The 12,973-nt window shown below is 44.0% G+C and carries 12 protein-coding genes; 3 read left to right on the top strand and 9 right to left on the bottom strand.

Annotated elements, in window-relative coordinates; translation table 11 throughout:
* Positions 1-111: 111 nt before the first annotated feature.
* The 6 genes from ACMXI2_RS19005 to ACMXI2_RS18980 form a co-directional block, all read right to left on the bottom strand.
* Entirely contained in the window at positions 112-1,197 is a 1,086-nt protein-coding gene (locus ACMXI2_RS19005; protein WP_483777658.1) for a type I restriction endonuclease, read from the bottom strand.
* 36 nt (positions 1,198-1,233) lie between these two features.
* Positions 1,234-2,229, bottom strand: coding sequence for a DUF4407 domain-containing protein (locus ACMXI2_RS19000; protein ID WP_483777657.1), 996 nt, complete (start codon positions 2,227-2,229; stop codon positions 1,234-1,236).
* Positions 2,230-2,240: 11 nt separating this feature from the next.
* Complete coding sequence (locus ACMXI2_RS18995; protein ID WP_483777656.1) at positions 2,241-2,753, bottom strand: hypothetical protein; 513 nt, start codon at positions 2,751-2,753, stop codon at positions 2,241-2,243.
* A gap of 62 nt (positions 2,754-2,815) precedes the next feature.
* Entirely contained in the window at positions 2,816-3,217 is a 402-nt protein-coding gene (locus ACMXI2_RS18990; protein ID WP_483777655.1) for an HNH endonuclease, read from the bottom strand.
* A gap of 609 nt (positions 3,218-3,826) precedes the next feature.
* Positions 3,827-4,492, bottom strand: coding sequence for a response regulator transcription factor (locus tag ACMXI2_RS18985; protein WP_483777654.1), 666 nt, complete (start codon positions 4,490-4,492; stop codon positions 3,827-3,829).
* Entirely contained in the window at positions 4,489-6,165 is a 1,677-nt protein-coding gene (locus ACMXI2_RS18980) for a tetratricopeptide repeat protein (RefSeq protein WP_483777653.1), read from the bottom strand. The genes ACMXI2_RS18985 and ACMXI2_RS18980 overlap by 4 nt, the downstream gene beginning before the upstream one ends.
* Before the next feature lie 617 nt (positions 6,166-6,782).
* Between ACMXI2_RS18980 and ACMXI2_RS18975 the strand changes: the two genes are divergently transcribed.
* Positions 6,783-7,634, top strand: coding sequence for a hypothetical protein (locus ACMXI2_RS18975; protein WP_483777652.1), 852 nt, complete (start codon positions 6,783-6,785; stop codon positions 7,632-7,634).
* A gap of 93 nt (positions 7,635-7,727) precedes the next feature.
* Positions 7,728-8,750 carry an LLM class flavin-dependent oxidoreductase gene (locus ACMXI2_RS18970; protein ID WP_483777651.1) on the top strand — a complete coding sequence of 341 codons (1,023 nt, stop codon included), beginning with the start codon at positions 7,728-7,730 and terminating at the stop codon, positions 8,748-8,750.
* A 199-nt stretch (positions 8,751-8,949) separates the two neighbouring features.
* On the opposite strand, the gene ACMXI2_RS18965 is transcribed toward ACMXI2_RS18970, so the two are convergent.
* On the bottom strand, positions 8,950-9,348 hold the full coding sequence (locus ACMXI2_RS18965; protein ID WP_483777650.1) for a hypothetical protein: 399 nt from the start codon (positions 9,346-9,348) through the stop codon (positions 8,950-8,952).
* Positions 9,349-9,442: 94 nt separating this feature from the next.
* Positions 9,443-9,808: a winged helix-turn-helix transcriptional regulator gene (locus ACMXI2_RS18960; RefSeq protein ID WP_483777649.1), complete on the bottom strand. Its 366-nt coding sequence runs from the start codon at positions 9,806-9,808 to the stop codon at positions 9,443-9,445.
* A gap of 78 nt (positions 9,809-9,886) precedes the next feature.
* On the opposite strand from ACMXI2_RS18960, the gene ACMXI2_RS18955 reads away from it, so the two are divergent.
* Positions 9,887-10,738 (top strand): enoyl-CoA hydratase/isomerase family protein, encoded by an 852-nt coding sequence (locus ACMXI2_RS18955; protein ID WP_483777648.1) that lies wholly within the window; start codon positions 9,887-9,889, stop codon positions 10,736-10,738.
* 28 nt (positions 10,739-10,766) lie between these two features.
* On the opposite strand, the gene ACMXI2_RS18950 is transcribed toward ACMXI2_RS18955, so the two are convergent.
* Positions 10,767-12,908 carry a TonB-dependent receptor plug domain-containing protein gene (locus ACMXI2_RS18950; protein WP_483777647.1) on the bottom strand — a complete coding sequence of 714 codons (2,142 nt, stop codon included), beginning with the start codon at positions 12,906-12,908 and terminating at the stop codon, positions 10,767-10,769.
* Positions 12,909-12,973: the final 65 nt, after the last annotated feature.

The raw sequence follows: 12,973 nt of genomic DNA, 5'->3' as shown, positions 1-12,973 counted from the left end.
TGAAGTAAATACTTCTTGTACAGATAGGGAAAACAGGAGCCAACGAATAATGTGGCCCCTGTTTTTTATCCTGTGATAGGTGTTTTCGATTTGAGAGAGGATCTCACATGTTTATGCCTGAACTTTTTCTGAATCATACCAATCAACCGTCTTATGAAGTATCTCTTCGAATTTAAAGATGTCATCGACAGTTAAAATCTCTGTCTTCGTTTCCTTTTTTTGTTCATCGAAAGTGCCTATGTATTTTCGTGAACCATTAAAATACAATCTACATATCGTTTTTCGATTATTGTCATCCAGTAGTATTGCGAAATAGGATTGCGCATCCCGATATGCTATTCTGGCAGGCTTTATCTTTTGGCGGAGAATTGTTTTTACAATCATATAGCCTTCCTTTTCCTCCTCGGTAGTTTCAATCACTGAACCCTTTTCTTCGGTATTTGTTGTTACTAATTCCTTTTCAGGATCAGATTGCTCCGTATCATTTTCCTTTTTCAGCGCGGATTTAAGCCTTTCAGTTATCAGATCATTGATGTATTGTTGTATTGACTTCTTAGTTAGCGCACCGAATTGCTCAACAACTTTTGAAGTTAACATTCCCCTGTATATCTGTTTGGAAAAGAGTTTAATTAACCCTTCGGAGGGATTTTGAAACTCAACATTTATCAACGTTTTGAGCTCATTCATATATTTCAGATCGCTCGCGGTAGTTTGAATGTTTTCTATATTGAAATAGGACTTGTGAAATTTCTTTAATTCTTCGACCTGGTTGTCTTTTATATCCGTAACATTAAATTCAAAGAATGGCTTTTCATCCATTTTATTCTGCTCCGCAAGATCAGTATAAAACCGGTAAATTATTCCGTTGGACAATAGACCGAATTTAGCGGCTGTGGTATGGAAATACCGGAAAAGCTGGGAGTTGTGCGGATCCAGGCTTTCTCCCCAATGCTTACATTCAATGAGTATAGAAGGCTTGCCTTCTTTCAGGATCGCATAATCGACTTTTTCGCCTTTCTTGATCCCGATATCCGCAATGAATTCCGGCATTACTTCAAACGGGTCAAATACATCGTAGCCCAGCACTTTAATGAAGGGCATAATAAAAGCATTCTTGGTAGCTTCTTCTGTTTGAATCTGGTTTTTAAGCTTTTCGACTTTGTCGCCGAAGAGTTTAATTTCATCTTTAAAATCCATAGGAATTTTTTTTCGATATTGATGTTGTCAGAAATTTTATCCTTCAAATCCTTTTCCAAGGGCATCGAGCCGTCGCATCTGTAAGTTCATGTGGTGCAGTACAACCTTTTCATAATCATTAGACCTGTCGCCCATTTTACTGAATAGTACCAGCATCTCTATAAACAGGAAAAACAGGACCCACAGCAACCAGAAAGCCAATGCAACATAAGATGCAGATAACATCCGTTGCATGATCGTTAACTCATCCAGGAATCCTGTATTCGCTTTCATTTTCTCTTCAAGCGCAGGCTTGATGTGGAGCAAATCGTTTTCCTTCAGGGCTCTTTGTTGCCGCATAGCGCCAATGGTAGAGTCAAGGGGCGTCAGCAATGCTATTTTCGGATTTGATACCAGCACTGTTCCAACAGTACGATCACTTGTCGTTTTCCAGATAGTGGTATCTTTCCCGGAAGATGTTACTGTTTGCACAGGCATTCTTTTTGTTGCCGTCGTTGTAGTTATGGCAGTTGTGGTTGGATGTTTACTGATATCCTCCACGTAAGTATCTCTCTCCTGTTCTTTTTTACTAATCGTTGTGTCCAGGGCAGCAATCTGCTTTCTTAATTCTTCCGTTTTCGAGGGTAATAATCTGTCTACTTTTTCTGAGACATAGGAAATCTTTTCGGTCTCAATATCTTTTTCGAACAATATCTGATCGATGATCACCGCGCCCAGGATAGACATAATTAGAGCCAGGCAGAATCTAAAGAATCGTAGTATCCAGCCCGGATTAATGGACAAGACAATCTGTTTTTCTACCTGTACAATGATTACGATTGAGAGCATTCCTGCCAGCATGCAACCCGGCAGGCCAAGCGACAGATAGCGATGCGCAAAAGTAAAACCAATAAAAAACCACAGTATGCAAACGATCAGCATGGCTGCGGTATACTTCTTCACGGATTTAAAAGCGGCTTCGCTGCAGTTTCGCAGGATGCTGTAGTTGTATCCGGTCATGAAGCAGCCGAAACGGATCCAGAGATGTTTCATAACGCTCGGTTTTAGAAGTTTTTATTCAGAATAATGTGACTGGAAATTGCCGCAAGACCATTCCTGAATCCGCGTGTATAGCTGATAATGATGCCATGCCCGACACCTTCGTTGATCTTTGCCTGCTCTTCAATTTCTTTGACCTGTTTGATATGCCCCTCGGCAATTTCCTTTTTAACGGTAAGCTCTTCCACCGTATCTATCATTCCACTTCTGCTTCTGCTGGAGATGTGGAAATTGATTTGCCGGATAAAGTCTTCGTAGAATGTTTTTACCTTCCGGATAGATCTTTCCAGGTCATTCTTCAACGCGATCACATTTTGGTCCAGATGGGTTGTATCCGGATTTATCAATGCATCATTATACCCTCTGGATTCATGGTTCTTGTCGAGGAAGTCGTATAGAAGATGTATCCCACCATTGAGTGGCGTACCAGTTTTCCCGTCAGGCTGTTCTTTCTCCGGGGCGTCCTTCTCAATGAAGGTAGTTTCCGGAATATCGGGTGTTGTGTTTTCAATTGCCATAGTGTGGGCATGCCCATTTTGGCGTTGCCGGTTGAAAATATTGAATAAGCTCATATGTTTTATTAAATAGTGATTGTCGGCACTTTATATTTATTATGCCCTTTGTTATGACAGGATTCGCAGAGCGTGATGAGTAAATGGCCGGGGTAATCCCAGGGAAGGCGGAATTTTTGCTCGTTTGCAATAAAGTGGTATTGCCGGTGATGCACCTGCAAGTCTTTATCGCTGCGGCAATGCACACAACGATGCATGTCGCGGTGCAGCATTTCTTTTCGTTTTGCCTTCCAGTGAGGGTGAAATAGCAGTGCGCCATAACTGCCATGAGATTTAACGTTCAGGAGGTCCTGTTCCTGGGGTTTTGCAGGAGGAGATTTTGCAGTAATATCTTCCTGGATATATCTGCGATAAAACTGATCTCTCTTAAACTGCAGGTATTTATAGGGCGCATCGTTTGGAGTTGTCATAATAGTACAGGTTGGAGTTTATTGAAATATAGTTCTGGTCGCAGCCAATTTATTGCTCCCACTTACAAAGGGTTCTGGTTGCCGTTGCTTTTTCAAGGGACATGCTGATGATTCGATGCTTACAATTACTTAGCCCACGGCAATTCTGTGTATAATGATACTTTGTAGCATTTTTGCTGTCGCAGACATACACCGTTGTTTGGTTGCAGTAACTATAGCTGGTAAGTAGCCATACATATAGGAGTTTCATGGCTCAATTGATTCAGGAGGGGGTTACAAAGGAACTGGCGTTACTGTTTAACTTGTATGGCAGGGTCTGGAACACTCAAAACAGCCATTCGACTTTTGATAGCGTTTCTTTGCTTCACGAACGGCTTCCTGGCAAGTTTCAAATTCTCCCAAATAAGTCCGGCTAAACATCATAGAAAAGTAAGGACAGGTAGGGACGTGAACCTCGTGATCGCCTTCGGGCTGGGCGTTGTTGTTTACATAATACTTCTGTTTCATGGTATTAATTTTAATTTATGAAACAAAAGTATATTTCATCAACCTCCTTTTTTTATGGGAAACCGTAATCCGGTATTTTCTTTTGGATTTTTTTTAAGATGCTTATATAGCGCCTAAATCCTTGCAGTGAGCCACCAGTTGCTCATTTTTAGTAAAGCCAAGTGCGTCTTTCATCTGGTTGAGTTTTTTTTCTACGCTACTTAGACCGGATGGTTTTATCCCGTTACGTTGAAGGTGCGCAGGTATGTCTTTCTGCAGCATTCCCTGTGCAAGCAGCGTTATGATCGTGATATCAAATTCTGAAAATGAGTAGGCGTTCTTTTTGTTGTTCAACTGCCTGATATGATGCGGATAAAAACGCCGGTGTTGGGCTATTTCATTGATGGCTTCTTTAAGCGACCGGACATCGTTCCTGGCTTTGAGAACAAAGCCGTCTATGTCATACTTGTTGTAAAGTTGGTCGATAACAGCCTGCCTGTTTTCCAGCGAGAAGACCAGGATATTCAGATCGGGCTGTACTTCCCTGGCAGCGACAATCAGATCCATACCGCCAGATAATACCTGCTTATAACCATCTGGTTGGAAATACAAATCTGTAATCAGGAGATCGAATGAGCTGCCAGCCTTAACAGCCTGTGTTATCTTATACAACGCATCATCGCAATAATAGGCGTGTGCTATATCCATGACTGCGAGATCTTCCAGTGTTTTCTGCACAGAAATATTGACGGTTTCGTGATCTTCAGCAATAAGTACCTTTGTAATCATGAGGACTGAGCTATTGGAAAGGAAATGTGAATTTTTAATCCTTTAACAGGATGTTCAAATGTATATTGTCCGCCAATGCTTTTAATACGGTTTCCCGTATTTTGCAGTCCGTTCCCATGCTTAACTTGCGGGGAGATACCGATGCCATCATCGGTATAATAAATTTGAACCTGGCCGTTTTGACATTCGAACTTTATCATTACCGAATTAGCCTGGCTATGTTTTTTCATATTAATCATCAACTCCTGGAGAATATGTTCAACTTCATGCTGGATTTGCGCACTGATCCGGCTCCAGAGCATAGGGCCGTTGCCGAAGATCAGGATCTTGATATGGTCAGCCCCAAAGGATTCCAGCAAATCGTCGATTTTAACGTGAAATGGAACATTTGAGACAGTGGGGTTTTCGTACGAGATATCGCGGGATCGCTCATACAGTACCTCAATCTTATCTATCAGCTCCTCCTTGTCTATAGATGCTTTATACTCAAGGTCTGTCATGATGCGGTACAAGCCATTTGCTACCACGTCATGCACTTTCTGGGAGGTTTTAAGCTGATGTTCCTGTATCGCCTGCCGGGATGCAAATTCTATCTGTTGCCGGCGCCTGCGGTACCGAAGGATTATAATAACTCCGGCGGTAATGAAGAACAGGATGGTTAGCGCCAGTATGAACCGCTGTACCACCAGCTGGGTTTTCTTTTGTGCATTATCTTTTTGCAGCTGAAGATTGTCGGCTTTATTTTTCGCGGCTTCGTACCGGATTAATGCGAATTGGTTCTTGGCAGTATTCTTTGCCGTTTGGATACTGTCCGTCAGGTATTGGTAGCGGACAAAATAAGGTTTCAACAGATGGGTGGGGCTAAGTGTAATAAGTTTTGAAAGTGCTTCGACTTCGTCGTCCGGGCTATTCATTTCCCTGGCGATTTCGTACCTTCTCACCGCATAATGAAGCGCCGAATCAGGCAGGGAGAGCGAATAATAGTCCGATAAATGCGCGTAACTGGCATTGAGTCCCCTGATGTCATTTGAATCCTTTCGGATTTGCAGTGCTTGTTGCAGCTCAGGCCCGGCGGGATAAGCGGAATCTTTCAACCATTTAGTTTTGGCATAGTTGGAAAGTATCCGGGCATATTCTTTTTTCTTGTCCCTGCTCTTAACCAGCAGAGATCTGTATAAATCGATAGCCTGATCATAATCGCCTTTCTTCTGGTAAGTAAGGGCTATACTGTTTAAGGCAATGGCCTCGGCCTTCGGGTGTTTTATATATTTGAGCGCCTTGCGATAGTAGTCGACAGCTGCTTCATAGTTTTTAAGATTAAGACAGATATTGCCCAACTCATGGTAATTTGAGCTGAGGCATTCCTGGTCTTCTTTTTTGTGTTCATCGAGATAAGTAAGGGATTTCAAGAGGCTTTCCTGCCCTCCATAATGGTCTCCCTCATATGCCTGGATGATACCCATATAAGTATAAGCCATTGCAATTTCCAAACTATCTGTAGAACCCGTTGCAACGAGATTAAAATAATAAAAGGCAGAGTCGTTATTTTTATTGAAGAATGATTCCCCTTTTTCCAGCGTGGGGGCAGAAATCAGTTGCGGGGACTCCCGGTTGGATGTACAGGCTAAAAGACTTCCGAGGAGTATGGGTAGGATGACACTTGAGGGACGCACCAGGGATTATTTATCTTAAAAGTATTGAATTTCTCAATTTTGAGGAATTATTAATTGACAGGTAACCAAAAAAAGTGAGGCAAGAACCGTCTTGCCTCACGTAGATTATATATCAGGGTTTTCTTGGAGGAATTGTTCCGGTTTCGCCACCGGTATCATCCAAAGTAGTAACCTGTTCGCCATTATTATGATTATCGTTACTGGAATGGCTGGGGCATAAGAATGCCATGAAAAAACTAAATATGATGTGAAACATAGTTTTATTTTTTTGAATGTTTGAGAAATAGGCTGCCGGTTGCCGGGCAGCCGGCAGCGGAGTTTAGAATCAGTGAAGAAGCGCTTCTTGCTTTTTAGGGAAGTGTGGGCGTGGATTACGGAAGCTGATAACCGCTTCCCAAGCCGGTAACCGGCTTCCGCTTTCTTTGCCCGGGAGTGAATCGGTTCTGTACAGAGTGCCTCTTAGCTAAGGAAGCATTACCCGATTGCAAAACAAAGATAGGTCGATGTAAGTGGTTGATTTACAAACAATTCCATTAATTCCGGTAATTCCTGCTATTCCGCTTGTAATTCCGGGAATGCGGGTCTAATTCCGATTATTCAGTTCTATAACTTTACTTATGGCGACACATTATCCTGACTACCAGCAACTCGTCATGCGGGCGTATGAACGAAAGAAGGTAAACAATACGCTACCTCACGGCCTGATGTACCTCACCCCTGCGAAACTCAAAGAGGAATGCGTGAAGAAATGCACAAAAGATGTAAATAGGCGGGACGAAAAGATTATCAGGGATTTCTGTGGAGATTTGAATGAAGGGAGAAGCTGCTATGCTATTATGCAGCGATGCGACACAGATAAGTTCCGGCCGTTGGTGAATTATCTGAAAGAGAAGACAGAAAGTACAGATGAGAAGAATATCGAGCTCCTGGCCTGGCTGATTGATTTTGCTGGGAGGCCCTGGGAAAGGGGGAAAACGGTTTCCGGCGATGATGATGATGAAAATGGAGTCCCTGCGTTAAATAAGGAAGGCGCGGATGTTAAAACCGTAGAAACCAGTAATCAGAAAAAATTAAGAGGGAGATCCACGAAAACACTGGCGGCCGCGGTTATATTATCGCTGGCACTGGGAACAGGTAGCATGTGGTGGTGGAAAGATAAGCCGGGCCCCGGTGGTAACTGCATGTATTGGCATGAAGATCATTACGAGCCGGTAGCCTGTAACCAGAAAATACCCAATGTGAGGGTCATAGCGTTAGATACCATGAAGTTGAAAAATTTCAGAAAGATAACCAGGCCCGACACCATCACCTACCAGGCCATAGGAAAGGTTTGGTATTCTAAAATTAATGGCAAATTCGAATACTATACATATGGGGGAGAGCATCCGGTGGTTTTTGACCATCAGCTGAAGCCAATTACCATCTATATTATTGATAAGTATATCCTCCCGGGTATGATCACGAAATAGTAACTAAAAGCGCTCCGCCAAACTCTTCTCTTCCCGAAAAGGCGTGCAAAAAATAGATAATAAAGGTTTATTTTTCAGCACGAAAAAGAAGTTATGAAGAAGATAGGATTTTTATCGTTTGGGCATTGGTCTAACCATCCTGCCTATAAGACCCGTACTGCGAGTGACACCTTGCTTCAATCAATTGATCTGGCTGTTGCTGCCGAGGAGATTGGTTTGGATGGCGCCTATTTTCGTGTGCATCATTTTGCAGCTCAGTTAGGGTCGCCATTTCCTTTACTTTCGGCTATCGGCGCCAAAACAAGCAAAATAGAGATTGGGACGGGTGTAATTGATATGCGTTATGAAAATCCAATGTATATGGTGGAAGATGCCGGAGCAGCGGATTTAATTTCGGAGGGGAGATTGCAATTGGGAATCAGCAGAGGTTCACCGGAACAGGTAATCGATGGGTGGCGCTATTTTGGATATGAACCGGCCAAAGGTGAAACCGATGCGGATATGGGGCGCCGTAAAGCGTTGGAATTCCTGGATAAGTTAAAAGGTGTTGGATTTGCACAGCCTAATCCGTCCCCGATGTTTCCGAACCCACCGGGCTTGCTGCGTCTGGAGCCATATTCGGAAGGATTGCGGGAACGTATCTGGTGGGGAGCCGCTTCTAATGCAACTGCTGTTTGGGCGGCTGAAAACGGAATGTATCTTCAAAGTTCTACCCTGAAGTACGACGAAAGCGGCAAACCTTTCCACATACAACAAGCCGAGCAAATCAGGTTGTACAAAGAGGCCTGGAAAAAAGCGGGACACAAGCGTGAACCGAGAGTTTCTGTAAGCCGGTCTATTTTCGCATTGGTAAACGATCAGGATCGCTATTTCTTTGGGCAGGAAACCAACCGGGTCGATAAAATCGGGATGATTGAACCGGACAAACGCGCCATTTTCGGAAGAAGCTATGCCGCGGAGCCGGATCAACTCATAAAGGAGTTAGCGGAGGACGAAGCTATTCAAGAGGCAGATACAATCCTTTTGACAATACCCAATACATTAGGAGTTGATTACAATGTGCATGTACTGTCTTCTATTTTAGAGCATGTGGCGCCCGGATTAGGTTGGCGTTGAGTTTTGATAATGAGGTTAGCATACAATTAAAATTGACAACAAAATGAATGAAGACATTTTTTTAAAAGTAGACAACTAGTAGATATTGGAATTGGTAAGGTGGTGTTGAAGATCATGATGGGATGGTAATTACGGTTGTAAACAGGGTAAATGAATTGTAATAAGAGGCTGCCCACCGGCAGCCTCTTCGCGTTCCAACTCAAGGGTCAGTCCGGTCACGCTCTAATGCCTCCTTGAATTTATTATACAGCGTCCAATCCGGCTCCGGCTGATTATCCATCCAGCCATAGGTAAGACCCTCGAACCTTGCGCGGTAGAAATCATCATTTTCCGGATACATTCTTATTCCCTCATAATATCTTCTGAGGAAATATTCAAAATTCGCGCGGTCCTTTCTGCCGGCAAATTTTTCACCTTCCGCGTAACCGTAATTGTATTCCCGTTCATATTCAGAAAGTACAGGCCCGGACGGATTAGGTCGGGGTGGAGGAAGCGTCTGGGCATGAATCGACAATGATCCCAATAACCCAATTAAAAGTACAGCAACTGTTTTAGCCGCTGTATTCCATTTTAAACATCGCTTTCTTTTATTCTCCATAAAATAGTATTTAGGCAATGAAATTAGCCTTCCTTACTATTAAATGATAGCACAGAAGCGACAAGTTTATACATTCACCTTTGACGTATCAGGTTCAGGAACTGATCACTTTACGATGTTGTTTCCCCCATATCACCAAACTTTCCACAATAGGATACAAAGACTCGCAATATGCTGTCAGCCTGTATTCTACCGTTTTGGGAAAATCCGGATCTTCAATCCTTTGCACAAGGTTGTTAAGTTCCATTAACTGTAATTCCTTCGACAGCATAGCAAACGTAATACCTGGTATATTCCTGGCAATTTCCCGGTAGCGATGCAGGCCGTTGTATAAGGCTATGACGATTTGCATACGCCATTTGCCATTTAACACATATAGGGCGTCCTGGGCATACTTGATTTCTTCCTGATCTTTAATTGTACATACGTACAACTTTCCTGTATTCTCTTCTTTCCTCATGTGCTATGATTGGTTATAGCATGTTAAAGAATGGTAAGTAAATCTCCTATTTTTACTAAATAACAACAAAATTAGAAAATGATAATGATAAACGCAGGCTTTAAGGGGAAAGACTACAAATTGCTGCATCTCAACATTGAAAACGGTGTAGCCGGTATTACACTCGACAATCCACCGGTAAACGCATTAAGCGGCAAAATGATCAAAGAATTGCGACAGTTACTCTACGACATGTCCTTAGATAAAGATATTAAAGTAATAGTGTTTGACAGTGCAAATCCTGATTTTTTCGTCGCCCATGTAGATATTAATATCCTGGAAGAACAGGATGTATTGACAGAATTGCAAAAGGTCGCACCGGAAGGACTGAATATCTTTCAGGCTGTTGGCGAAATGCTCAGAAAACAACCACAGGTTACCATTGTAAAATTAAAAGCGATAGCCCGTGGCGGCGGTGCAGAATTTGTGGCGGCTGCAGATATGAGCTTTGCCTCACTGGAAAAGGGAAAGCTGTCGCAATGTGAAGCATTGATGGGTATTATACCCGGAGGAGGGGCAACACAATACCTTTCATCAATAATGACACGTGGCCGTGCGTTGGAAGTTATCCTGGGGGCCGATTTGTTCGACGCCGCCACCGCTGAACGTTATGGCTGGATCAATCGTGCCATTCCGGCTGCTGAAATAGATGCCTTCGTTGGCCGTTTGGCTCGCAATATTGCAGCCTTGCCGGAAGGTGTAATAGAAAAAACAAAAGAGATACTACCTCCCATAAGCAATATGGATGGTTTTAAAGCGGAGAATGATGCCTGGGCAGCGTTGGCATTTTCTCCGGAGACAGCAAACATTATGAAAGGAGCAATGGAGCATGGCGCTCAAACCGTGGAAGGTGAACTGAAACTGGAAGAAATACTCAGGAGTCTGAAATAGTGAACCTGTTATATGATGTCCGGATAAGTTATTTCTCTCTTGTCCCGAATTTGTAACCAACCCCTCCCATAATCACCCTGCCGGGTTGGGCCGGCATCAGGTAGTCGGTATAATTACTGATGTTATCAATGGAAAATTTAAGCATCAGTTTTTCTTTCAGCAGGGATTTTTGAATAGAGAGATATAACAATGCATATCCCTTCACAAATATGTCATAGTTGTCGATGTATCCGTTATTGTCGATATCCAGGAAGCCATATTTGCTGCGATAGCTGGCCCGGAGGGAAGTTTGCAGTGCCCACGGCCGGAACGTGTAATATACCTGCATAGTGGCCATATGCCTGCTTCTGTTAGGCAGGCCGAAGTAATCGCGGGTAGTTGCAGAACGGATACCATGATCGGAACGCACTTTACTATATGCTCCTGCACTATTACGGATACTGTCCTCCACATCACGGCTTTTGGCCACCAGGTACTGATAGCCACCGGTCAACTTTAATCCTGGCAGCGGACTTAGTTCCAGCGATGCATCCAAACCTGTTGTATAGGCTTTTCCGAGATTGAGATAGGAAAACAGTTGCTGGCCGTTACGCATAATACCCACCTGTTCTGTATTGATCAGGTGCCGGATGTTGTTGTAAAAGCCATTGACTGAAAACGTATAGCCTTCTTTGATGGTGAACCTGCTGCTCAGGTTCCATGATACAGATGTTTCCGCTTCCAGTGCTTTAATGGAAGCGGCGTTGCTCCATACCGACTGTATCAAACCTGCTTTCTTCAGGTCTTCCACAGCGGTATTGAAAGTGTTGGCGCCCACCACGGTGTAGCCTTGTGTGATGTTGGTGAACACCTGGTAAGACTGTGCATAGGTAGGCGCTTTAAATCCTTGTCCGACGGAACCTTTTAATTGCCACCATTTGAATGGCGTATATTCCACGCCGGCAGTCGGATTCAGTTTACCGCCATACAGGCTGTTACCATCGTAGCGTAAGCCTGCTATCAGTCCGTATTTCCGGTTGGGATTAAAGTTGGCCTGCATATACCCGAAGTAGTTTTGCTGATCGGGAGTGCCGGCCACCGTGTTGTTGCGCATATGCAGCAACTCTCCGCCCATACCGCCTGTCAGACTCAGGCGACCATCACGGAATAACCTGCTGCCCTGTATTTCCAGGCGTTGGATCTGCTGGGAGAACCTGTTTTCCTGCAATAACTTTCCGGTTTCTATGATCTGTACATCCTGGTCGGTGCCGTAGTGCGTGAAATAATACCGGGTTAGTAAACGCGTATATTCGTTCAGGTTAGTACGTAAAGATAACGCCGCGTTTATATCCGTTTCATGGAGTTGATCGCGGAAGGGCTGTGTGCCATAAGAACGCGTCATGGTGGAATTGCGGTTAGCGGCTCTCGCACTCAGCTGTAACGTGTTGCGGTCATTTAATTGCAGGGATGCACGGGTTTGGCCACTGAAGCTGTGATACGGCGGAGCCGTTTGGCCATCTTTCAGATAGTCGGTATTGACATTAAATCCATCTGTCCGGTAGTGGTCGGCCGATAAGTGAACGGATCCTTTTTTATGTGTAAAAGGTGTTTCCGCAGCCGCGCTGATATCTGCCGTATTATACGTGCCATACAGGGCAGACAGGGTCGCCTCCGGCTTGTGTACATGTTGCCGGGTGATGATGTTAATAACCCCGCCCAATGCTTCACTGCCATAGAGGCTGCTGGAAGCGCCTTTAATAATTTCGATGCGTTCAATATGCTGTACACTGATGCGGCTGATATCGAAGTTTTCATTGAAGCGCCCGGAAAGCGGTAAGCCATTGAGCAGTATCAGCACATAGGCCGAGCTGAAGCCCTGCATCTGGATACCAATGCTCCGGTTACCGGCTCCGAGGTCGCTCACAACTGCCATTCCAGCCTGTTCACGTAATACCTCATCCAGGCGTCTGCTGCCCATTCGCTGAATGGTTTTGGCGTCTATGACGAGGGTAGGAGCTGCAATTTTCTTTATATCAATAAGATCATCCGTTTTTTTGTAGTAGTGGGCGTGTACATCGATGCTGTTCAATTGCTGCACCTTTGGTAAACCAGCGGTGTCGGCAACCGGAGCGGAAGCATAGGTATTTCCTGCCAGCAGCAGGAAAGCGGGAAAAATGAATCTGGTACACATTGGTTCTCTGGCGCATTTAAGATCAGGCAAGATGCAATATTCCATCAGCCATAGATGGAGAAAAT

It is taken from the genome of Chitinophaga sp. G7 BAM 1005, from assembly GCF_057126945.1.
Note: the sequence above shows the minus strand (reverse complement) of the source record. Positions and strands in the feature narration are given on the sequence as shown.

Excerpts from the sequence above, each read along its gene's own strand:
- ACMXI2_RS19005 (WP_483777658.1), bottom strand. The coding sequence starts at position 1,197 with ATGGATTTTAAAGATGAAATTAAACTCTTCGGCGACAAAGTCGAAAAG.
- ACMXI2_RS19000 (WP_483777657.1), bottom strand. The coding sequence starts at position 2,229 with ATGAAACATCTCTGGATCCGTTTCGGCTGCTTCATGACCGGATACAAC.
- ACMXI2_RS18995 (WP_483777656.1), bottom strand. The coding sequence starts at position 2,753 with ATGGCAATTGAAAACACAACACCCGATATTCCGGAAACTACCTTCATT.
- ACMXI2_RS18990 (WP_483777655.1), bottom strand. The coding sequence starts at position 3,217 with ATGACAACTCCAAACGATGCGCCCTATAAATACCTGCAGTTTAAGAGA.
- ACMXI2_RS18985 (WP_483777654.1), bottom strand. The coding sequence starts at position 4,492 with ATGATTACAAAGGTACTTATTGCTGAAGATCACGAAACCGTCAATATT.
- ACMXI2_RS18975 (WP_483777652.1), top strand. The coding sequence starts at position 6,783 with ATGGCGACACATTATCCTGACTACCAGCAACTCGTCATGCGGGCGTAT.
- ACMXI2_RS18970 (WP_483777651.1), top strand. The coding sequence starts at position 7,728 with ATGAAGAAGATAGGATTTTTATCGTTTGGGCATTGGTCTAACCATCCT.
- ACMXI2_RS18965 (WP_483777650.1), bottom strand. The coding sequence starts at position 9,348 with ATGGAGAATAAAAGAAAGCGATGTTTAAAATGGAATACAGCGGCTAAA.
- ACMXI2_RS18960 (WP_483777649.1), bottom strand. The coding sequence starts at position 9,808 with ATGAGGAAAGAAGAGAATACAGGAAAGTTGTACGTATGTACAATTAAA.
- ACMXI2_RS18955 (WP_483777648.1), top strand. The coding sequence starts at position 9,887 with ATGATAATGATAAACGCAGGCTTTAAGGGGAAAGACTACAAATTGCTG.
- ACMXI2_RS18950 (WP_483777647.1), bottom strand. The coding sequence starts at position 12,908 with ATGTGTACCAGATTCATTTTTCCCGCTTTCCTGCTGCTGGCAGGAAAT.